We start from the raw sequence: 19,580 nt of genomic DNA on the forward strand, positions 1-19,580 counted from the left end.
GCGTGACCCTTTCAATCCGCAGCGCGGTGCCGGCAGACGCCGCGCTGATCATCCGCTTCATCGAGGCGCTGGCGGCGTACGAGAAGCTGTCGCACGAAGCCAAGGCGAGCGAGGCCGATATCCTGCGTGATCTGTTCGGGGCGGATCCGAAGGTGTTCTGCGAGATCGCGGAGGTCGACGGCCGGCCGGTCGGCTTCGCGCTCTGGTTCTACACCTATTCGACCTTCCAGGGCCGGCATGGCATCTGGCTGGAGGACCTGTTCGTCGATCCGGAGGCGCGGGGGCTGGGGGCCGGCAAGGCGCTGCTGGTCAACCTTGCGCAGCGGTGCGTGCGGGAGGGACTGGGCCGGCTCGAGTGGTGGGTGCTAGACTGGAACGAACCCTCGATCCGGTTCTACAAGGCGCAGGGCGGGGTCATGCAGGACGAATGGACGAAGGTGCGCGTCGACGGCCATGCGCTGCTCGAGCTGGGTATGCCATGACGGTGCCGGTAGCGATGATCGCCGCGGTGGGCGCGAACGGCGTGATCGGGTCGGGTAGCGAGATCCCGTGGAGACTGCCGACCGACTTCGCGCATTTCAAGCGCACGACCCTGGGCAAGCCGTTGATCATGGGACGCAAGACCTTCGAGAGCATCGGCAGGCCGTTGCCGGGGCGCGCCAATATCGTGGTGACGCGACGGCCGGACTATCGGCCGGAGGGCGTAGTGGTTGCGCCGAGCCTCGCCGGGGCCCTCGAGACGGCACAGCAGGTAGCTGCCGCCGAACACGCCGAAGAAGTAATGATCGGCGGCGGCGGGGAAATCTACCGGGAGGCGATGCCGCTGGCGCAGCGGCTTTACGTCACACACGTACACGCGGCGCCGGACGGCGATGCTTACTTTCCCGCCATCGATCCGAGTATCTGGGAAGTAGAATCCGTGCTGGAGCTGCAACGGAGCGAACGGGACAGCGCCGAATTCAGCGTCAAAGTCTATCGCCGCCGCCAAGGGCGGGTACGTTGATCGCTGCGGAGCCGTTCCCTATATAGGTCGGCAATCGATAACCCGGCAGGAAAGGTGGCTTATGCCCTGGGACAACAATACGGGCGGGGGAGGCCGCAACTCGAACAGTGGCGGTCCATGGGGGCAGGCACCGCAAGGCGGCGGGGGGAGTGGAGGCAATCGCCGCGGTGGCGGCACGCCCAATCTTGAAGACCTGTTGTCTCGTGGGCGCGATCGTTTCCAGGGCGGCATCCCCGGCGGGCGCTGGACGCTGATCGGCGTGGCGCTTGCCCTGCTGGTCTTCTGGGGCACCAACTCGGTCTACACGATCGACCCGCAGGAAGTCGGCGTCGAGACGACGTTCGGCAAGCCGAGCGACCAGCTCAGCACGCCGGGCCTGCACTTCCTGCTGTGGCCGATCCAGTCGGTCGAGCGCGTGACCGTCACCGAGAACAAGACCGAGATCGGCACATCGACCGGCCGGACCGGCCGCGCCGACGACGGCGTCATGCTGACCGCCGACCAGAACATCGTGAGCGTCAAGTTTGCGGTGCTGTGGACGGTCCGCGATCCCAAGGCATACCTGTTCACCGTCAAGAACCCGGACGACATGGTGCGCGCCGTCGGCGAGAGTGCGATGCGCGAGGTCGTGGGTCGCAGCCCGGCCCAGGAAATCTTCCGTTCCGATCGTGCCGGCATCCAGACCGAAGTGCGGCAGATTATCCAGACGATCCTCGACACCTACCAGGTCGGGGTCAACGTCGACCAGGTGACGATCGAGAACGTGGCGCCGCCGGCTGAAGTCGCAGACGCGTTCGCCGAGGTACAGCGTGCCCAGCAGGACCAGCAGAAGTACCAGGAGGACGCGCGCAACTACGCCAACACCAAGCTCGGCAGCGCCAACGGCGAGGCCGCGGCGATCCGGGAAGACGCGGCCGCGTACAAGAACCGCGTGGTGCAGGAGGCCGAAGGCGAGGCGGCACGCTTCATCTCCGTCTACGAGCAATACGCCAAGGCGCCGGAGGTGACGCGCAAGCGTCTGTACCTCGAAACCATGGAGACCGTGATCGGCAACTCGAGCAAGGTGATCATCGATCCCAGCGCGAGCGGCACTTCTGGAGTGCTGCCGTACCTGCCGCTGCCTGCACTGCAGAGCGCGGCGCCAGCCGCTACGTCGACTGCAACTCCGGCCGGGGGCAACTAAAACATGAACCGCCTTATTGCGCTTGGCATCGTTGCCGTCATCGCCATCTACCTGCTCGTCTCGTCGATCTACGTGGTCAACGTGCGCGAGCAGGCCATCGTCCTGCGCTTCGGCCAGATCACCGAGGTGCGCAAGGACCCGGGTCTCTACTTCAAGCTGCCGACCAACTTCGTCGACACCGTGCAGGTCATCGACGACCGCCTGCTGCGCTACGATATCGCCAACATGCAACTGCAGGTCAGCGATGGCGCGACCTACGTGGTGGATGCGTTCCTGACCTACCGCATCACCGATCCGGTCAAGTTCCGCGAGCGTGCGCAGGGTGAAATCGGCCTTGCCGAGCAGCGGATCGCCACTCGTTTCGATGCGGCGTTGCGCCAGGTCTATGGTCTCCGTCGTTTCGACGCGGCACTCTCCACCGAGCGTCCGGCGATGATGCGCGAGGCCCGCGACCTGATCCGGCCGGGCATGGCCGAGCTTGGCATCGACGTGACCGACGTGCGCATCCAGCGGACCGACCTGATGGAGGACGTCTCCAAGCAGACGTTCGAACGCATGTCGGCCGAGCGTAACGCGGAAGCGGCTCGCATCCGCGCCGGCGGCCAGCAGGCGGCGCAGTCGCTGCGTGCCATCGCCGATCGCCAGGCCGTGGAGATCGTGGCGTCCGCCCAGCGCGACAGCGAAATCCTCCGTGGTGAGGGCGAGGCGCAGCGCAGCCAGATCTTTGCCGATGCGTACAATCGCGATCCGGAGTTCTTCGAGTTCTACCGCTCGCTGCAGTCCTACCGCGCGGCCCTGGCCGCACAGGGGACGACGATGGTGCTGTCGCCGAATTCCGAGTTCTTCCGCTACTTCAGCAAGGAAAACCCGGACAACGCCACGCCGCCGCCGGGAGCCGCGACCCAGACAACGCCTCCGCCGGCCCTGATCGAGGCGCCTCCGACCGATGTGCCTGCGGCCACGGCGCCTGCGACACCGGCGCCGGAGCCGGCCCCGGCTGCCCCCGCCGGGCAGTAGGCGGGCTCCAGGATCGGCTCACGCCGCCTGGTTAATCACCTGAAATCCCGATGCCGGCGTCCCGCGACGCCGGCATCAACCATTCGTGCGGCCGCGCTGCTTGCGCGCCGGTCGGACTTGTTCTCTTGTGGTGGCTCCGTGGCTGGCCGGAGGTCGGAGCGCTGCGGTTGAGTCGGTGCGGAGAAGTCGATGCGGCGTGTTGCCAGACGGTTGGGGCAGGTCCTGGTGGTTGCTGGACTGCTGGCTTTGCCGGTGATGGCGGCCCCGGCAAATGCGGCAGGACCCGAGTCGGTGGCTGCGCTGGCCGAGCAACTCTCTCCCGCGGTGGTGAACATCGGCACCTCCCGGCGCGTGCCGGGTGGCGGCGGGGTCCCGTTCCCCGACCTTCCCGACGGCTCGCCGCTCGAGGAGTTCTTCAACGAGCACAACCCCAACGACGGGCTGGGCGAGCAGCAGATGCAGGAGGCGCGCAGCCTCGGCTCCGGTTTCATCATCGGCGCCGACGGAACGATCGTCACCAACAACCACGTGATCGAAGGCGCCGAGGAGATCGAGGTCTACCTGACCGACGGTACGCGGCTGCCGGCCAAGATCGTCGGCGCGGACAGCAAGACGGACCTTGCGGTGCTTAAGGTCGAGGCGGGGCGTGACCTGCCCTTCGTCCAGTTCGGCGACAGCGACACGGCGGTGGTGGGCGACTGGGTGATGGCGATCGGCAATCCGTTCGGGCTGGGAGGCTCGGTGACGTTGGGGATCGTCTCGGCGCGCAATCGCGACATCCAGTCGGGACCCTACGACCAGTTCATCCAGACTGATGCCGCGATCAACCAGGGCAATTCCGGCGGGCCGCTGTTCGACATGAACGGCAAGGTGATCGGGATCAACACGGCGATCATCGCGCGCGGTGGTTCATCGCTCGGTATCGGTTTCGCCGTGCCGGGGAACCTCGCCAAGCCGGTGATCGACCAACTGGCCCAGTTCGGCGAGACGCGGCGAGGCTGGTTGGGCGTAGGCATCCAGGAAGTCAGCGAGGACATCGCATCGAGCCTCGGCCTCGCCAGCACGGCCGGGGCGCTGGTGATCGACGTGACCAAGGGCGGCCCATCTGAGGGCAAGGTGCTCGAAGGCGACATCATCCTTGAGTTCGACGGCAAGCCGATCGCGCGCATGCGCGACCTGCCGCGCGTGGTGGCGGAAACCGCCGTCGGCAAGGCCGTGCCGGTGAAGATCCTGCGCGACGGCAAGGAGCAGACGCTGGACATCACGTTGGGCCGGCTCGAGGTCGGTGAGCAAATGATCGCGAACCAGGGGACGACGCCGGCCCCCCAGGCCGCCCCGCCTCCGAACGACCCAGCAGTGGACGAGACTGCCGATGAGGCGGCGGCGCGCACGCTGTCCGACATCGTGGGCTTCGACGTGGCGCCCCTCGATGACGCCAAGCGCTCGCAGTATGGCATTGCGCCGGAGCAGACGGGCATTGTCGTCACCGAAGTGAGGGCCGGCAGCGACGCCGATCGCAAGGGGGTCACGGCCGGGCTCATCGTGACGGAGGTGAACCAGCAGGAGATCGCCACGGTGGATCAGCTGAACGAACTCGTGGGGGCGTCGAGCGAAGCGGGACGTCCGGCGGTCCTGTTCAAGGTCGTGGATCCGTCCGGCGCGGCCCGGTTCATCGCCGTCAGGCTCGGCTGATCCTGTAGAGCACGTGCGGGCGCAAGGGATGGCCCGGCGGGAGCCGGGGATGCTCGAAGTCGCTGGCCGGATCGCGCGTCATGCCGATCTTGGTCATGACCCGCTGGCTGGGGAGATTGCCGCGAAAGGTGAAGGCAACGATTTCGGAGAGGCCGAGGGCGTCAAAGCCATGCTCCAGCCAGGCCCGTGCGCCTTCGGGGGCGAGGCCCTGGCCCCACAGGGACTTGTCGAACTGCCAGCCGATCTCCACCGCCGGACGGCCAGGGATGGCGTCGCGGGTTTCGTCGGGGATCCAAGCGAGGCCGATCAGGCCGACGAGCCTGCCGGTGGACCGGAGCTCGGCGGCGCCGAAATGCACGCCCACCGCGGCCTGGCGTTCCATGGCGAAATCGAGCTGGGCGCCAGCCTGCTCGGGAGTCAGCGCCGAGGGGTAGAAGCGGCGCACCTCGGGATCGCCGAGGATCGAGGCGAGCGGGGCACGGTCGCGCTCTTCCCACGAACGAAGCGTCAGCCGCTCCGTCTCGAGCCTCACCGGACGATGTCCTCTTCCTCGTAGCCCTGCAGGTAGAGCAGGGCGGTCAGGTCGCCGTGATCGATGCGAATGCTGGCCTCGGCGGCGACGTGAGGCTTGGCGTGGAGGGCCACGCCCATGCCGGCAGCCTTGATCATGTCGAGATCGTTGGCGCCGTCGCCGACCGCCATGGCGGCCGACGTCGGCAGGCCGCGTTCCCTGGCAAGTGCGAGGAGGCGCTCGAGCTTGGTCGACTTGTCGACGATGGGGCTGGTGACGGTGCCGGTCAGGCGGTCGCCGTTGAACTCGAGCACGTTGGCGATGGCCTCGTCGAAACCGATGCGCCTGGCAAAATACTCGGCAAACAGCGTGAAGCCGCCCGAAACGAGAGAGGTGTAGGCCCCGTAGGCCTTCATGGTGTGGACGAGGGCGCGGCCGCCCGGCGCCAAGGTGATGCGCTCGCGGCGGATTTCCTCGATCACGCTGCGCTCCAGACCCTCGATCAGGCTGACGCGGGTGCGCAGGGCCTGCTCGAAATCGAGTTCGCCGTTCATGGCGAGCTCGGTTATGCGCGCGACCTCGCCCTTGATTCCGACGGCGTCGGCCAACTCGTCGATGCACTCCTGCTCGATCATGGTCGAGTCCATGTCGGCGACGAGGATGCTCTTGCGACGGCCCGTCGCGGCAACGACCGCGACATCCACAGGCCGTGGGCCGATGACGGCACGGGCCGCCGCCTCGGGATCGGCGCCCCTTGGGGCGTGAATCTCGCAGGCGATGCGCTGGTGCAGCCAGTTGATCTCGCCGCCCGTCTCGTGCTGGATCGCCGCCACCAGGGTCGAGTCAAGCGCAGGGTCGGCCGGGTTGGCGATGAGGCAGAGAATGGTCATCGGAAGCGTCGGAGAAGCCTGAGGGATGGGCCAAAGCCCTGAAAAACGAGCGGTGTTGATAGCGGGTCCGACTGCCAGCGGCAAGTCGGCGCTGGCGCTCGAGGTGGCGCGCGAACAGGGCGGGGTGATCGTCAACACCGACGCGCTGCAGGTCTACAGGGTCCTGCGCCTGCTCACCGCGCGGCCATCCGACATCGAGATGGGCGATGTGCCGCACCGGCTCTACGGCGTGGTGTCGCCGGCGGTGCGGTTCTCGACGGGTGAATGGGCGCGGGCGGCGGAGCGGATCATCGGCGAGGCGGCGGGGCGGCCGCTGGTCTTCGTGGGCGGCACGGGACTCTATTTCGAGGCGTTGACGGTGGGGTTCGCCGATGTGCCCGAAGTCTCTCCGGAGGCGCTGGCGGCGGCGGAGGCGGAGGTCGCGGGTCTGGACCGGGACGGGCGCGCGCGATTGATCGCGTCGCGCGATCCGCTGGTGGCAGCAAGGCTCAAGGCGCCGGACCCGCAGCGCGTGATCCGCGCCTTGGCGGTACTCAACGCCACGGGGCGATCGCTGGCCAGCTTCCAGGATGATGCACAGCGGGGGCTGCTCGACGGCTTCGAGATCGAGCGCATCGTGCTCAACCCGGACCGCGAGGTCTTGCGGCGTCGGATCGCGCAGCGGTTCGAGGCGATGTTTGCGCACGGCGCCGTGGAGGAGGTCGAGGCGCTGCTCTCCCTCGATCTCGATCCGAGCCTGCCCGCCATGAAGGCGATCGGCGTACCGGAGATCGCGGCGATGCTGCGGGGCGAGATCGAACAGGACGAAGCGATCGAACGGGCGGTTATCGCAACCCGCCAATATGCCAAGCGGCAACGGACCTGGTTCCGCAACCGCATGGCCGACTGGAACTGGATCGTGCCCTGACCGGCTATGCGGCAATGGCCTTCAGCAGTCCGAGCCGCCGGCGCATGGCGAAACGGACGAGCAGCAGGACGGCGACGAAGGCGAGGCCGGCGGCGAGACCGAGCCACACCCCGGTGCCGCGCCAGCCCACCACGAAGCCGAGCACATAGGCGGTCGGCAGGCCGACGAACCAGTAACCGAAGATGGCCAACAGGCTCGGCACGCGCGTGTCGCTGAGGCCGCGCAGCGAATGTGCCGCGACGACCTGCGCGCCGTCGGCGATCTGGAACAGGCCCGCGATGGCGAGGTATCCGGCAGCCAGGGCCAGCGCCGTGGCGTTCGCCGGATCGTTGCTGTCGAGGAAGATGGCGACCAGGGCGTGGGGCAGCGCGAGGAACAGCGATGCCGTAAGCGTCATGAAGCCAACGCCCAGGACGATCGCGGTCCAGGCTGCCTTGCGCACCGCTTCCTGGTCGCGACGGCCGTAGGCGAGCCCGACCCGGACGGTCGCGGCCATGCCGAGCCCGAGCGGGACCATGAAGGCCATCGAAGCCAGTTGCAGCGCCACCGCGTGTGCCGCCGTCTCGTCGGTGCCGAGCCGGCCCATCAGCATGGCGGCGACCGAGAACAGGCCGACTTCCGCGGCGACGGTCAGGCCGATCGGCAGGCCGATGCGCAGGATCTCGAAGAAGCGCGGCCAGTCCGGCTTGAAGAAGCGGGCAAGGACGTGGAAGCGCTTGAGCCTTCGATGCGTCAGTATGTAGCCGAGCAGCGCCAGGAACATCACCACGTTCACGAGGCCCGTCGCGATGGCCGCGCCGCGCAGTTCAAGGCGCGGAAAGCCGAAGTGACCGAAGATCAGGGTGTAGGCGACGAGGCCATTGACCAGCACGCCGATGACCGTGACGACGAGAATGACACGAGTTGCCGAGAAGGCCGACAGGAACGAGCGCACCACCATGATGCCCAGCGTGGGGTAGAGCATCCAGAAGCCGGCGAACATGTAGGACTCGGCCAGGGCCGTGACTTCGGGATCCTGACCGAGGGCCAGATAGATCGGCCGGATGCTCAGGACGATGGGGATAAGGAGGGTGGCAATAACCAATGCGACCCAGAAGCCCTGGCGCACGATGCGCCGAACGGCCTTGGTGTCGCCGCGCCCCCTGGCCTGGGCGACCAGCGGCGCCACCGCGCCGACGATGCCGATACCGGTCAACTGGAACGGGATGAGGAAGGCGCCCGCGAGCGTGCCGGCAGCAAGATACTTGGGGCCCAACCAGCCCATCAGCACGACATCGGTAGTGAAAAGCAGGTTCTGCGCCAGCTGCGCGACGATCAGTGGCCAGGCCAGCGCGAAGCTGGCCCGGAGTTCGTGCCCCCAGCTCGAAGAGGAATCAGCGCTATCGATGCCGGAAGCCGGCACCGTTCCAGTCGTAGCCATGTTCGGTAGTTCCAATCGCGGGCGAGCCTTAACCCAATCGCGGAAATGTCTCAAGCCGGGGAACCAATGGGCGTGCCGGGCATTCCCGCTCCGGGCTCGTCCAAACAAGAACCACCCGGAGGGTTATTCATGCGCAAGATCCTGTCCATTGCCGTCGTGCTCACTGCTTCGCTGTCGCTGGCGGCGTGCTCGACCACCGAAAAGGGGGCGAGCGTTGGTGCCGTCACCGGCGCCGTCATCGGCGGTGTCACCACCGGCACTGTGGGCGGAGCACTCGTCGGCGCCGCCGCGGGCGGTATCACCGGTGCCGTGGCCGGCGAACTGATCGGCCGCTATGACCGCGATCCCACCAAGTGCGTGTGGGAAGACCGTTATGGCCGCCGGTATGTGGCGGCGTGCGCGCCGCGCGGCTGAACGCGGCCACGAGAAAGAGAAGACAGGTGGCCCGGTACATAACCGGGCCATCTTCTTTTGCAGATCAGGGCTTCAGTCCGGCGGGAACCGGCGGCGCTTCGTAGTTGACCACGATCTCGACGCGACCGTTGCCCGCCAGATAGGGGTCGTTGGGGAAGAGGGGATCGGCAGCAGCCCGGCCGACCACGGAGCGGACCCGATCGTCCGACAGGCCGAATTCCCCCAGGATCGAGCGCACGGCGTTGGCGCGGTCGGAGGACAGTTCCCAGGCGCCATAGCGCGGGTTGGGATAGGCAGCCCCGGCCGCGGTGTGGCCGGCGATGGTGATCTGGCTCGACAGCTTCTGCAGGATCGGTGCGAGCGTGGCGATGGCCTTGCGGGTCGTTTCGTAGGGGTACTTCGACCCCTCCGGGAACATCGGCCTGCCCTCCTGGTCGATGATCTCGATGTTCAGCCCTTCCTGAGTCTCCTCGACGAGCAGGTTGTCGGCGACCGTCGTCAGGTCGGGATTGGCCTGCCAGGCCTGCCGAATGCTCGCGGCTGCGGCATGGAAGTCCTTGTTCTGCGCTGAGTTCATCGCGACGGTGGAAGCGAGGAGGGCCGCCTTGTCATTGCCACCGTTCTCGTCGGTTCCCCCGCGCGCCTCGGCCTGCGGACCGGCCTCGCTGCTTTCCGGAGCCGTCAGGGCATCCTTGGTGGCCTCCAGGCGGATCTTCGCACCGTCCTCGGACATCGCCTGACCGCCCATAACGCCGCCGGCGCCGCTCGAATTCTCGCTGACGTTGGGCGGGGCGAAGTAGTCCGCGAGGCCCTTCTTCTGCTCGGGCGTGGTCATGCTGATGAGCCACAGCAGCAGGAAGAAGGCCATCATGGCCGTCACGAAGTCGGCGTAGGCGATCTTCCAGGCTCCGCCGTGGTGGCCGTGGCCCGCCTTGACGACCTTCTTGATGATGATGGGCTGAAGGTTTCCGTTGGCCATGGCGACGGACCTAGGTCAGTGCGGGCAGGTTGGCGGTGGCTTCATCGATCTCGGCGAAGCTCGGACGCACTTCGCTCATCAGCGCCTTCCTGGCGAACTCGATGGCGATGGACGGGGCGTAGCCCGACATGTGGGCGAGCAGGCCGACCTTCATCGACAGGAAGTATTTGGACTCGGCCTCGAAGATGTTTCTCAGCGACTGCGCCATGGGGCCGAAGAAGCCATAGGCGACGAACACGCCGAGAAAGGTGCCGACGAGAGCGCCGCCGATCATGTGGCCGAGCACTTCGGGGGGCTCGCTGATGGCGCCCATGGTCTTGATCACGCCGAGCACGGCAGCCACGATGCCCAGGGCGGGCGTGCCGTCGGCGAGCGCCTGGACGGCGTTTACGAGGCGCTCGTTCTCCTGGTGGTGGGTCTCGAGTTCCTCGTCCATGAGGGACTCCATCTCGTGCACGACGTTGGTGCCCAGCGTCACCATGCGCAGGTAGTCGCACATGAAGACGACGGCGTGATGGTTCTTCATGAAGGTGGGGAAGCGCTCGAAGATCGAGGACTGCTCGGGATTCTCGATGTGCTGCTCGAGGGCGAGCACGCCCTTGGCCTGCACCAGCTTGAATAGGGTGTACTGCAGACCGAGCAGTTCGACGTAGGCTTCCTTGTTGTAGCGGGGACCGCGGAACAGGATGCCGAAGATGGAGCCGGTCTGCTTCAGGACCGGCCCGGTGTTACCGATGATGTAGGCGCCGAAGGCCGCTCCGAGGATGATGAGCGCCTCGAACGGCTGGATCAGCACTTCGATGTGGCCGCCCATGGCCACGTAGCCGCCCAATACGCTGGCGAAGATGACAACAATACCGATTACGACACGCATGCGGCGCCAAGCCCCGAACCAAAGGCGGGTTCCCGACAGACTGGCCGTTCGCGACGCGGCCAGGGGCAGGGAGCCCGCAACTCAAAACTCGCTTCTGCGAGGCACCTTCAACATCGCTCCGGACGCTGCTGCCACGTGGCAGGTGTCGGGTGAGATACGCGCCGGAGCACTGTCCTATGCCCCGGTTAAGGTTCGGCTAATCGGCGGCCTGCAACATGCTGCAAGCAGACCGGGGCGGAACGATCCCATGCATGCGCTGGAGCCGCGAAGGTCGCCTTGTGTGGAGCCCGGCGGCGTCCTACCTGATGGGAGATCAAACCCGCCGCTGGACCTGCCCCTGCTGGGGGCCATAACTCTCAGGCACAGGAGGACCCCATGACCTTCGATCCCATCCTGCCCTCCATCGTCACGTTGCGCGCGACCATTCCCGACGACGCCTTCACGGCCCCGACACTGGGCACGATTCGCGAAGGGAGCGGCGTAGTCATCCGCGAAAGCGGGCTGGTGCTGACCATCGGCTATCTCATCACCGAGGCGGAGGAGGTCTGGCTGGGGACGCATGACGGGCGGCAGATCCCGGCGCACCCGGTCGCCTACGACCAGACGACGGGCTTCGGGCTGGTGCAGGCGCTGATGCCGCTCGAGCTGCCGGCGCTGGAACTGGGCAATTCCTCGAAGTCGCAGCTGGGCGACGCCGTGATCTTTGCCGACGGGCAGGGGCGTTCCGTACGGGCGACCATCGTCGCCAAGCAGGAGTTCGCCGGCTACTGGGAGTACCTGCTCGACGAGGCGATCTTCATCGCCCCGGCCCATCCCTCATGGGGTGGGGCCGGCCTGATGGGCGCCGACGGCAAGCTCCTCGGCATCGGTTCGCTCAGGCTGCAGATGTCGCGTAACGGCGAGGTTGCCGATATCAACATGGCGGTGCCGATCGACCTGCTGCCGCCGATCCTCGATGAGCTGCTGGCTCGGGGCAGCGTCGACAAGCCGCCGCGTCCGTGGCTCGGTGTCTTTTCCGCCGAAAGCGACGGCGAGGTGGTGGTGATGAGCGTAGCCGACAACGGGCCGGCCGACCGGGCCGGGCTCAGGCGCGGCGACGTCATCTCCGACGTGCGGGACGGCGCGGTCGAGGGGCTGGCGGACTTCTACCGCAAGCTATGGGAAGTCGGTCCGGCCGGTGCGGAGGTGCCGATGCGCATCGTGCGCGATGGCCGCGAGAACTGGGTGCGGGTGAAGTCGGCAGACCGCAACGCCTATCTGAAGAAGCCCATGCTGCAGTGAGGCAGCGGCATCTCCCGGTGCCACTTACGGCTGAAACGATGTTTCAGTTCGGGCGCGTATCGGAGAATGCCGGCCCACGGACAAGGCGTGCCATTTCTTCCTTTGGGTGCTAGCAGACTGGCGCGGGACCAAGAAGGGAAGGAAGAACAATGAAGCTCGAATCCATCGCACTGCACCACGGCTATACGCCGGAGGCGACGACCAAGGCCGCCGCGGTGCCGATCTACCAGACGACGTCGTACACATTCGACGACACGCAGCACGGCGCAGACCTGTTCAACCTGGCCGTGCCGGGTAACATCTACACGCGCATCATGAACCCGACGACCGCCGTGCTCGAGGCGCGGGTGGCCGAGATGGAGGGCGGCATTGCCGGTCTCGCGCTTGCGTCGGGCATGGCGGCGATCACCTACGCGATCCAGACCATTGCGCAGGCCGGCGACAACATCGTGTCGGTCAGCCAGCTCTATGGCGGCACCTACAACCTGTTCGTCCATACCTTCCCGCGCCAGGGCATCGAGGTCCGGCTAGCCGACCAGGGCGATTTCGACGGGCTCGAGAAGCTGATCGACAAGAACACCAAGGCGGTGTTCTGCGAGTCGATCGGCAACCCGGCGGGCAACGTCGTCGACATCCAGCGCCTCGCCGAGATTGCGCACAGGCACGGCGTGCCGCTGATCGTCGACAACACGGTGGCGACTCCCTACCTGTGCCGGCCGATCGATTTCGGCGCCGACATCGTGGTGCACGCGCTGACCAAGTATATCGGCGGGCACGGCAACTCGATCGGCGGCCTCATCGTCGACTCGGGCAAGTTCGACTGGAAGGCAAACAAGGATCGCTTCCCGCTGCTCAACGAGCCGGATCCGTCCTATCACGGCGTCGTCTATACCGAGGCGCTCGGGCCGGCAGCGTTCATCGGCCGCGCCCGCGTTGTGCCGCTGCGCAATACCGGCGCCGCGCTCTCGCCGCATAGTGCCTTCCTGTTCCTGATGGGCCTCGAGACGCTGGGCCTGCGCATGGAGCGGCACTGCGAGAATGCCGAGGCGCTGGCCGCCTGGCTGAAGAAGCACCCCAAGGTCGCGTGGGTGAACTACGCCGCGCTGCCCGACAGCAAGTACAACGCCACGGCCAAGAAGATCAGCAAGGGCAAGGCCTCGGGCATCATCAGCTTCGGCATCAAGGGCGGGGCGGTCGCCGGCGGGCAGTTCATCGACGCGCTGCAGATGATCTACCGGCTGGTGAATATCGGCGACGCCAAGTCGCTCGCCTGCCATCCCGCTTCGACCACGCATCGGCAGTTGTCGCCGGAGGAACTGGCGAAGGCCGGCGTGTCCGAGGACCTGGTGCGCATCTCGGTGGGTATCGAGCATATCGACGACATCATCGCCGACGTGGAGCAGGCGCTGGCCAAGGTCAGCTGAGCTCTTGGCGATCGATCGGACGGAGGGCGGATTCGCCCTTCGTCTCCTTGACGGTCCCGGACAGGGAAGGCACCGTCCGCGCGCGGCCATAACAATGACGCCTGCCGCGCCGGAGGATTCACCGCCATGACTGTCTCCCATCCCGCGTCTGCGCGCGTGCTGGAGCTGTTGCGCACCCAGTTCACGTTCCAGATCTCGGTGGATGTCGACAATATCCCGCAGGGACTGATGGTGGCGCGGGCGGCGCTCAATGCGGGGATCACGCTGGTCGAGATCGGCACGCCGCTGTGCAAGTACGAGGGCGTGCGGAACGTGGTGCCGGTGTTCCGGCAGCGCTTTCCGGAGGCGCTGCTGCTGGCCGACATGAAGACGATGGACGGCGGCGGGTTCGAGGCGCGCACCGTCTACGAGGGCGGCGGGAACATCATCGACTTCCTCGCGGCGGCCGGGGTGCCCAGCGCCAAGGCGGTCTGCGCGGTGCGCGACGAGTTTCGCGAGCGCGACCCGGAACTGCCGCGGCTGGCCTTCGCGGACATCCTGCTGCCGCTGCAGGGCCCAGCGTCGGTCGCTGTGGATGTGGCGGAGCGGATGGTGGAAGCCGGGATCGACGGCGTGGGGCTGCACCTGCAACTCGACGCACGGCGGGCAGATCCGGAGCTGTGGGCGTCAAGCTACCTGGCCGACACGGCGCAGGCGGTATTCGAGCGGGTCGGCAAGGTGGCGTCGGTGCAGGTGGTTGGCGGGCTGAGCATCGAGCAGGCGGAGGGACTGGCGAAGGCGGGGCTGCGGGCATTCGTGATCAGTGGCAACATGGGCGTGGCGGATTCGGGGTCGCGCTACGGACTGCCTCCGGCCGAGATCACCGAGTTGGTGCGGACGTTCATCGCGAAGGTGTCGGCGGCGGGATAGCCCTGGCCTCACCTCTCCCTTGGGAGAGGTCGGCGCAGGGCCGGGTAAGGGGCCTTCCTCGCCCCTCGGTGCAGGCGGCAAGGCCCCCTCACCCCAACCCCCCAAGGGAGAGGGGGCGATGTGGCGCGGCCGGTTTCCCTACGGCCGGACGATCGAGCCGTCGCGGCGGCGGTCTTCGGCCATGTAGTAGGACTTCGCGGCCTTGTCGGGGTCGAGCAGGGCCTCGGCCTTCTTCACATCGATGTCGATGCCGAGTCCGGGCTGGTCATTGCCGTAAAGGTAGCCGCCCTCGAGCAGGGCGTGGCCGGGGAACAGGTCGTATTCCTCGGGCTTGAAGTGGTTCTCCTCCTGGATGCCGAAGGCGGTCGAGGCGAGGTCGACATGCATGGCGGCCATCTGGTTGACCGGGTCGTTGTCGCCGCCCTCCTGCCAGGCGGTCTGGACGCCGAACCACTCGCACAGGGTCGCGACCTTGCGGGCCGGGGTGATGCCGCCGCCCTTGCTGACGCGGATGCGGACGAAATCGATCAGCCGCTCGGTGATCAGCGGCAGGTATTCGTGCGGGTTGATGAACAGTTCGCCCATGGCCTGCGGCGTGGCGCATTGCTGGCGGACGAGGCGATACCATTGCACCTGCTCGGGCGAGAGCAGATCCTCGAGGAAGAAGAGGCGGTAGGGCTCGAGCAGCTTGGCGAGCTGGACGGCATTGTGCGGGGCGAGGTGCTCGTGCACGTCGTGGGTGAATTTCGGGCCCCAGCCGAGCTTGTCGCGCAGGTGGGCGAACATCTCGGGGATGGCCTTTAGGTAGGCGTCGTCGTCGAAGGCCTTGTCCTGCGGCCAGTGGTTCTTCGGACCGCGGGCATCGGCGCGATCGAGGAAGCCGCCGCCGCCGTAGTTGCCGAGCTGGCAGCGGATGACGGTGTAGCCTTCCTCCCAGTAGCGGCGGACGTCGTCCTCGAGCTCGGTGAGGGTATCGCCCTGCGCGTGGGCGTAGGCGGCGACGGCGCTGCGCGTCTTGCCACCGAGCAGCTGGTAGACCGGCATGCCGGCTTCCTTGCCCTTGATGTCCCACAGGGCCATGTCGATGCCGGCCTGCACGGTGTTCATGATCGCGTCGTTACGCCAGTAGCCGCAGGTGTAGATCGACTGCCAGATGTCCTCGATGCGGCTGGCATCGCGGCCGATGATCAGCGGCGCCACGGTTTCCACGGCGGTCTGGACGACCCTGGCGCGATAGTGATCCGAGGCCGAGCCGATGCCGTAAAGGCCGGGCTGGTCGGTGAGCACCTTGACGAACAGCCAGGTGCCGTCGGCGCGCGTGCGGATCGTCTCGATCCCGGTGATCCTGGTCATCAAATTCCCCTCAGCAATGATGTCGTGTCGAACAGAGATTCCCGCTTTCGCGGGACGCCGGTGGCAAGGCTCCAAATCAGGGGCCCGCCGGGCGCCGCGTGGTCCTAGCCCTCGAGCAAATGCTGCGACTGCGGGCGCCAGCCGATCAGGCGCTCCGCCTTTGACAGATTGTGTTCCTCGCCCGCCTCGTCGCCAACGATGAAGATGGACTCGTAGCGCGGCTCGTCGCCGAGCGCGGCGAGGGCGCCGAGATAGGCGTTGGCCATGTCTTCCTCGTCGAGCGGGTAGACAAAGCTGCCGTCGCCGGCGCGCTGCGGGTTTCGGCGCTGGGCGAGGAAGTCGGCGCGGGTGCGCGGGCCGCTGATGCGGAGCCCGAGGATGTCCATGCCGAACCAGCGGGCGAAGTAGGCGCAGATCTGCTCGCCGAAACCTTTCGACAGCCCGTAGACGGAGGGGGAGTCGAGTGGAACGGTGTCCTCGGTGGGGTAAAACTCGCGGGCGCGATAGTGGACGCTCATCGAACTCGTATAGACGCCGCGTTTCACCCCCGCTTCCTGCGCGAGGAACAGGAACAGGTGCAGCGCCTTGGTGTTGAGGTCGTAGTTGTTGACGATGGTCTCGACGTCCTGGTCGGTGACCATGCCGCCTTGGGCACTGCGCATGGCGAGCCAGATGAAGGCATCGACGCCATCGAGGGCGTGACGGATGATGTCGGGATCGAGGACCGAGCCGTAGATGTGCTCTACATCCGGGTCGGCGGGGTCGGCGAGATCGAGGACGCGCAGGGTGTGGTGGCGCTTGAGGTAGGGCGTGATGAGCTTGCCGACGTGGCCGGCGCCGCCGATAAGAAGGAGCTTCACTTGGCGATCTCCGGGCGCTCGTCGGTATCGAGGACACGGATGCCGAGCTTGCTGGCCGTCGCATGGAAGAGCGCGCTGACTTCGGGCAGTTCCTCGGTCGAGTTGCCTTCGGCGATCATGGGGTAATCCGGATCGAGCCCCTCCAACCGGGTAAACAAGGTTTCGAAATCCATCAGGCCCTTGCCCGGGCAGCCGTCCTGCAGGTGGATGGCGAGGCGGTTCTCGACCCAGATGTCCTTGGCGTGGGCACTGCAGATATGCCTGCCGAGGAGGTCGAAATGGGCGTTCAGGGCTCCGGTGGTGTCGTAGATCGTCTCGAGCGTGATCCAGTTGGCGGAATCGTAGTCGCAGCGGACCCAGGGACTATCGACAGCATCGAGGATGCGGGCGGCGATCTCGGGTGTGCGGGGTGTCACCAGCGAATGCGACTCGAGGCTGAGGAACACGCCGGCATCTTCAGCGGCCTTCGCACATTCCTTGAGCGACCGGATGAGCTGCGCCTCGGCCCTGGCCGTCCAGTTGTCCGGGTGCGGGAACCAGGGGCCGGCGGGGTTCATCGAGCCGGGGCCGGTGTCGATGCCGCGGGCGCCCATCCAGCCCGCCAGCTTCAGCGCGGCCTGGAGGACGCGCACCGATTGCGCGCGGGCGGCTTCGTCGGAGGTGACGAGGTTCTGCCAGTAGCCGGTGGTCTGGAACAGCTGCACGCCTTCTCCGGACAGCAGCGACTTCAGACGTTCCGCGTCGGCGCGCGGGGTGGTCAACGGGTCGTTGTCGCGGAAGCGGGTGAAGATGCCACTGAAGCCAAGGGCACGGACCCGCTGGCACATGGCGGAATCGATGTCGTTCATATTGGCGGGCAGAAAACACCCGCTCATTCCTAGTCGCATTTGATGTCCTGTCCTTCCGGTGACCGCTCTGTGGCGGTCGTCAGCCGATGACCTTCCAGCGCTCCTCGCGCGGCATGGTGGGTCGGAAATCGTAGCGCTCCTTGCCCAGGGCATGGAGCGTAGCCAGCTCGATCAGCGAGAAGTCCGCGGGGTCGTCCCGGTTGAGGTTCATCGGTTCCTTCAGCACCACCGGAGGGTTGGTCATGAAACGCACATTGCCCGAGTGGTTGTTGGACGAGGCGTGCAGCATGAAAGGGTGGAGGATGATGAAGTCGCCGGTCTCGCCGGTGATCTCCTCGAATTCGTGGCACTGCTCGATCAGCTTGCCGAAGGCATCGCCATCATCGACCCCCTCGGGGTGCTCGGCGAGGTACTGCGCCACCACCTTGATCGAGTCGGGCGCAACGAAGGTGCCACCGCCCTTGTGGACCACGTCGGACCAGTAGACGATGGTCAGAAGGCCCTGTTCGCGGCTGTCGAGGAAGTGGCGGAAGAAGCTGCCGTCCTTATGCCAGCCGCCGGCCTCGACCGAGGGCTTGACCCACGGCTTGTCGGCGCCGCGGCGGAAGTTGACCACAAAGGCGTCGGACCACTCGGTTGAATCGATGGTGGTGAAGTGCTGGGACTCGATCTCCATGACGCGGTGATCGATGCGGTCCGCGCCGCCGGTGACGTCGCACAGCGCGGCCCAGCCCTTGGGCGAGATATCCTTGATCGACGCGATGTTGTGGCGATCCATCCAGACGATGTCCTTGGTCCAGGTGGAGCGGTCCACGGGGTCGTAGCCGAGGCGGCCGTAGGCCTGGTCGGTCCACTTCCTGGCCAGGGCCGGGTCGAGGCAGCCCTTGATACGGACATAGCCCCTCTCGATGAAATGCTGCGCCTGCTCAGGCGTAAGCACCTGGAACTGCCTCGTCACGTAACACCCTCCTCGTGCTGTGAAATGTCAGACAAGCACGGAAGCGGGGGCCGGTGGAGCCTGCCATTGGTCGAATGCACAGGTGGGGATAGCGCGCGATGTCGTAGTGGTGCACTCCAACCACGTTTGTCGAACGTCACGCTGGTCGTTCGACTAGGCTTGCAGGCTGGACGAGAAATTCCGCCTGAGGAGCATTCGAGGAGATAGCCATGAGCCGGTACCTGATCGCCATCCACCATCCGGAGGACTACGACGCCGCCCTCGAGGACGAAGCAATGGGCCGCGACATTGACGCGCTCAACGAAGAAATGGTGGCCGCCGGCGTACGGGTCTTCGTCGGCGGGCTGCAGCCGGTGCGCGCGGCCAAGGCGGTGCGGCGGCAGCCGGACGGGGGGCTGAGCGTTACCGACGGACCCTACATCGAGACCAAGGAGCATATCGGCGGGTTCTGGGTGCTCGAGGCGGTCAGCCTGGACGAGGCGCTGGAGTGGGGGCGCAAGGCCGCGGTGGCATGCCGGGCATCGGTCGAGGTGCGGGGGTTCAACTGAGGGGTTGATCTTGGCCAGCCCGGGTCGGAGGATCGCTCGCGGACCCAAGGAGGCCCCATGGACAGGCACCGCATCTATTCTATGAGCGTCGCGAGCGTGTACCCGCACTATGTGGCCAAGGCCGAGCGGAAGGGGCGCACGAAGGCTGAGGTCGACGAGATCATCCGCTGGCTGACAGGGCACAGCCAGGCGACGCTGGAGGACGAGCTGGCGAAGGGGACCAGCTTCGAGGACTTCTTCGCTGGAGCGCCGCGGATGAATCCGTCGCGCACGCTGATCACGGGCGTGGTCTGCGGGGTGCGGGTCGAGCAGATCGAGGAGTCGACGATGCGGGAGATCCGCTATCTCGACAAGCTGATCGACGAACTGGCGAAGGGGAAGGCGATGGAGAAGATATTGCGCGCGCCGGGCGGGACGCATGCCGCAGCCCCTTGACACCCCACCGCCGCCGCGCCCATAAAGCCGAACCTGAATTTGGAGCACATCCGTGCAGAAGCTTATCGTAGTAG

The 19,580-nt window shown here is 66.5% G+C and carries 21 protein-coding genes; 12 read left to right on the top strand and 9 right to left on the bottom strand.

All coding sequences use genetic code 11. The features are described 5' to 3' along the window. Positions 1-2: 2 nt before the first annotated feature. The 5 genes from J0I99_RS09700 (at position 3) to J0I99_RS09720 (ending at position 4,895) form a co-directional block, all read left to right on the top strand. Positions 3-482, top strand: a complete 480-nt coding sequence (locus J0I99_RS09700; protein WP_291397255.1) for a GNAT family N-acetyltransferase — start codon at positions 3-5, stop codon at positions 480-482. After that, the gene (locus J0I99_RS09705) at positions 479-1,003 is read left to right on the top strand and encodes a dihydrofolate reductase (protein ID WP_291397256.1); all 525 of its coding nucleotides are present in this window, start codon (positions 479-481) and stop codon (positions 1,001-1,003) included. The genes J0I99_RS09700 and J0I99_RS09705 overlap by 4 nt, the downstream gene beginning before the upstream one ends. 61 nt (positions 1,004-1,064) lie before the next feature. Further along, the gene (hflK, locus tag J0I99_RS09710) at positions 1,065-2,186 is read left to right on the top strand and encodes an FtsH protease activity modulator HflK (protein ID WP_291397257.1); all 1,122 of its coding nucleotides are present in this window, start codon (positions 1,065-1,067) and stop codon (positions 2,184-2,186) included. 3 nt (positions 2,187-2,189) lie between these two features. Then, positions 2,190-3,203: a protease modulator HflC gene (hflC, locus tag J0I99_RS09715; protein WP_291397258.1), complete on the top strand. Its 1,014-nt coding sequence runs from the start codon at positions 2,190-2,192 to the stop codon at positions 3,201-3,203. A 189-nt stretch (positions 3,204-3,392) separates the two neighbouring features. Continuing rightward, positions 3,393-4,895, top strand: coding sequence for a Do family serine endopeptidase (locus tag J0I99_RS09720; RefSeq protein WP_291391414.1), 1,503 nt, complete (start codon positions 3,393-3,395; stop codon positions 4,893-4,895). Here J0I99_RS09720 and J0I99_RS09725 read toward each other — a convergent pair. Beyond that, a complete protein-coding gene (locus J0I99_RS09725) occupies positions 4,882-5,427 on the bottom strand; it encodes a GNAT family N-acetyltransferase (RefSeq protein WP_291397259.1) in 546 nt (181 codons plus the stop codon). The two genes, J0I99_RS09720 and J0I99_RS09725, sit on opposite strands and share 14 nt — an antisense overlap. Then, on the bottom strand, positions 5,424-6,296 hold the full coding sequence (gene serB, locus J0I99_RS09730; RefSeq protein WP_291397260.1) for a phosphoserine phosphatase SerB: 873 nt from the start codon (positions 6,294-6,296) through the stop codon (positions 5,424-5,426). Before serB ends, J0I99_RS09725 begins: the two co-directional genes overlap by 4 nt. Positions 6,297-6,321: 25 nt before the next feature. Here serB and miaA point away from each other — a divergent pair, with 25 nt between their 5' ends. Next, entirely contained in the window at positions 6,322-7,203 is an 882-nt protein-coding gene (gene miaA / locus J0I99_RS09735; protein ID WP_291397261.1) for a tRNA (adenosine(37)-N6)-dimethylallyltransferase MiaA, read from the top strand. A 4-nt stretch (positions 7,204-7,207) separates the two neighbouring features. On the opposite strand, the gene J0I99_RS09740 is transcribed toward miaA, so the two are convergent. Next, complete coding sequence (locus J0I99_RS09740; protein ID WP_291391410.1) at positions 7,208-8,623, bottom strand: MATE family efflux transporter; 1,416 nt, start codon at positions 8,621-8,623, stop codon at positions 7,208-7,210. 129 nt (positions 8,624-8,752) lie between these two features. Between J0I99_RS09740 and J0I99_RS09745 the strand changes: the two genes are divergently transcribed. Continuing rightward, complete coding sequence (locus J0I99_RS09745; RefSeq protein WP_291397262.1) at positions 8,753-9,037, top strand: YMGG-like glycine zipper-containing protein; 285 nt, start codon at positions 8,753-8,755, stop codon at positions 9,035-9,037. Between the two features lie 64 nt (positions 9,038-9,101). On the opposite strand, the gene J0I99_RS09750 is transcribed toward J0I99_RS09745, so the two are convergent. Beyond that, positions 9,102-10,016: a flagellar motor protein MotB gene (locus tag J0I99_RS09750; RefSeq protein WP_291391408.1), complete on the bottom strand. Its 915-nt coding sequence runs from the start codon at positions 10,014-10,016 to the stop codon at positions 9,102-9,104. A 10-nt stretch (positions 10,017-10,026) separates the two neighbouring features. Beyond that, entirely contained in the window at positions 10,027-10,890 is an 864-nt protein-coding gene (gene motA, locus J0I99_RS09755; protein WP_291391407.1) for a flagellar motor stator protein MotA, read from the bottom strand. A 375-nt stretch (positions 10,891-11,265) separates the two neighbouring features. On the opposite strand from motA, the gene J0I99_RS09760 reads away from it, so the two are divergent. The 3 genes from J0I99_RS09760 to J0I99_RS09770 all read left to right on the top strand — a co-directional run bounded on the left by J0I99_RS09760 (position 11,266) and on the right by J0I99_RS09770 (position 14,504). Further along, positions 11,266-12,171, top strand: a complete 906-nt coding sequence (locus tag J0I99_RS09760; RefSeq protein ID WP_291397263.1) for a S1C family serine protease — start codon at positions 11,266-11,268, stop codon at positions 12,169-12,171. Positions 12,172-12,320: 149 nt separating this feature from the next. Next, a complete protein-coding gene (locus J0I99_RS09765) occupies positions 12,321-13,595 on the top strand; it encodes an aminotransferase class I/II-fold pyridoxal phosphate-dependent enzyme (RefSeq protein ID WP_291397264.1) in 1,275 nt (424 codons plus the stop codon). A 126-nt stretch (positions 13,596-13,721) separates the two neighbouring features. Beyond that, complete coding sequence (locus tag J0I99_RS09770; protein ID WP_291397265.1) at positions 13,722-14,504, top strand: orotidine 5'-phosphate decarboxylase / HUMPS family protein; 783 nt, start codon at positions 13,722-13,724, stop codon at positions 14,502-14,504. 138 nt (positions 14,505-14,642) lie between these two features. On the opposite strand, the gene J0I99_RS09775 is transcribed toward J0I99_RS09770, so the two are convergent. The 4 genes from J0I99_RS09775 to J0I99_RS09790 form a co-directional block, all read right to left on the bottom strand. After that, entirely contained in the window at positions 14,643-15,857 is a 1,215-nt protein-coding gene (locus tag J0I99_RS09775) for an enolase C-terminal domain-like protein (RefSeq protein WP_291397266.1), read from the bottom strand. 104 nt (positions 15,858-15,961) lie between these two features. Further along, positions 15,962-16,717, bottom strand: a complete 756-nt coding sequence (locus J0I99_RS09780; RefSeq protein WP_291397267.1) for an NAD(P)-dependent oxidoreductase — start codon at positions 16,715-16,717, stop codon at positions 15,962-15,964. After that, positions 16,714-17,592, bottom strand: coding sequence for a sugar phosphate isomerase/epimerase (locus J0I99_RS09785; RefSeq protein WP_291397268.1), 879 nt, complete (start codon positions 17,590-17,592; stop codon positions 16,714-16,716). Before J0I99_RS09785 ends, J0I99_RS09780 begins: the two co-directional genes overlap by 4 nt. 52 nt (positions 17,593-17,644) lie before the next feature. After that, positions 17,645-18,523: a phytanoyl-CoA dioxygenase family protein gene (locus tag J0I99_RS09790; protein WP_291391400.1), complete on the bottom strand. Its 879-nt coding sequence runs from the start codon at positions 18,521-18,523 to the stop codon at positions 17,645-17,647. Between the two features lie 209 nt (positions 18,524-18,732). Between J0I99_RS09790 and J0I99_RS09795 the strand changes: the two genes are divergently transcribed. Together J0I99_RS09795 and J0I99_RS09800 are read left to right on the top strand one after the other, a co-directional pair. After that, entirely contained in the window at positions 18,733-19,071 is a 339-nt protein-coding gene (locus J0I99_RS09795) for a YciI family protein (protein ID WP_291397269.1), read from the top strand. Between the two features lie 57 nt (positions 19,072-19,128). Further along, positions 19,129-19,506 carry a DUF2200 domain-containing protein gene (locus tag J0I99_RS09800; RefSeq protein ID WP_291397270.1) on the top strand — a complete coding sequence of 126 codons (378 nt, stop codon included), beginning with the start codon at positions 19,129-19,131 and terminating at the stop codon, positions 19,504-19,506. Positions 19,507-19,580: the final 74 nt, after the last annotated feature.

Source organism: Devosia sp., assembly GCF_017307495.1.
In the GTDB taxonomy this organism is placed as follows: Bacteria; Pseudomonadota; Alphaproteobacteria; order Rhizobiales; family Devosiaceae; genus Devosia_A.

What these genes read in the sequence shown, in the direction of transcription:
- J0I99_RS09750 (WP_291391408.1), bottom strand. Translation starts at nt 10,016, where the DNA reads ATGGCCAACGGAAACCTTCAGCCCATCATCATCAAGAAGGTCGTCAAG.
- J0I99_RS09760 (WP_291397263.1), top strand. Translation starts at nt 11,266, where the DNA reads ATGACCTTCGATCCCATCCTGCCCTCCATCGTCACGTTGCGCGCGACC.
- motA (WP_291391407.1), bottom strand. Translation starts at nt 10,890, where the DNA reads ATGCGTGTCGTAATCGGTATTGTTGTCATCTTCGCCAGCGTATTGGGC.
- J0I99_RS09765 (WP_291397264.1), top strand. Translation starts at nt 12,321, where the DNA reads ATGAAGCTCGAATCCATCGCACTGCACCACGGCTATACGCCGGAGGCG.
- J0I99_RS09795 (WP_291397269.1), top strand. Translation starts at nt 18,733, where the DNA reads ATGAGCCGGTACCTGATCGCCATCCACCATCCGGAGGACTACGACGCC.
- J0I99_RS09775 (WP_291397266.1), bottom strand. Translation starts at nt 15,857, where the DNA reads ATGACCAGGATCACCGGGATCGAGACGATCCGCACGCGCGCCGACGGC.
- miaA (WP_291397261.1), top strand. Translation starts at nt 6,322, where the DNA reads ATGGGCCAAAGCCCTGAAAAACGAGCGGTGTTGATAGCGGGTCCGACT.
- J0I99_RS09785 (WP_291397268.1), bottom strand. Translation starts at nt 17,592, where the DNA reads ATGAGCGGGTGTTTTCTGCCCGCCAATATGAACGACATCGATTCCGCC.
- hflC (WP_291397258.1), top strand. Translation starts at nt 2,190, where the DNA reads ATGAACCGCCTTATTGCGCTTGGCATCGTTGCCGTCATCGCCATCTAC.
- serB (WP_291397260.1), bottom strand. Translation starts at nt 6,296, where the DNA reads ATGACCATTCTCTGCCTCATCGCCAACCCGGCCGACCCTGCGCTTGAC.
- J0I99_RS09800 (WP_291397270.1), top strand. Translation starts at nt 19,129, where the DNA reads ATGGACAGGCACCGCATCTATTCTATGAGCGTCGCGAGCGTGTACCCG.
- J0I99_RS09740 (WP_291391410.1), bottom strand. Translation starts at nt 8,623, where the DNA reads ATGGCTACGACTGGAACGGTGCCGGCTTCCGGCATCGATAGCGCTGAT.
- J0I99_RS09770 (WP_291397265.1), top strand. Translation starts at nt 13,722, where the DNA reads ATGACTGTCTCCCATCCCGCGTCTGCGCGCGTGCTGGAGCTGTTGCGC.
- hflK (WP_291397257.1), top strand. Translation starts at nt 1,065, where the DNA reads ATGCCCTGGGACAACAATACGGGCGGGGGAGGCCGCAACTCGAACAGT.
- J0I99_RS09745 (WP_291397262.1), top strand. Translation starts at nt 8,753, where the DNA reads ATGCGCAAGATCCTGTCCATTGCCGTCGTGCTCACTGCTTCGCTGTCG.
- J0I99_RS09720 (WP_291391414.1), top strand. Translation starts at nt 3,393, where the DNA reads ATGCGGCGTGTTGCCAGACGGTTGGGGCAGGTCCTGGTGGTTGCTGGA.
- J0I99_RS09705 (WP_291397256.1), top strand. Translation starts at nt 479, where the DNA reads ATGACGGTGCCGGTAGCGATGATCGCCGCGGTGGGCGCGAACGGCGTG.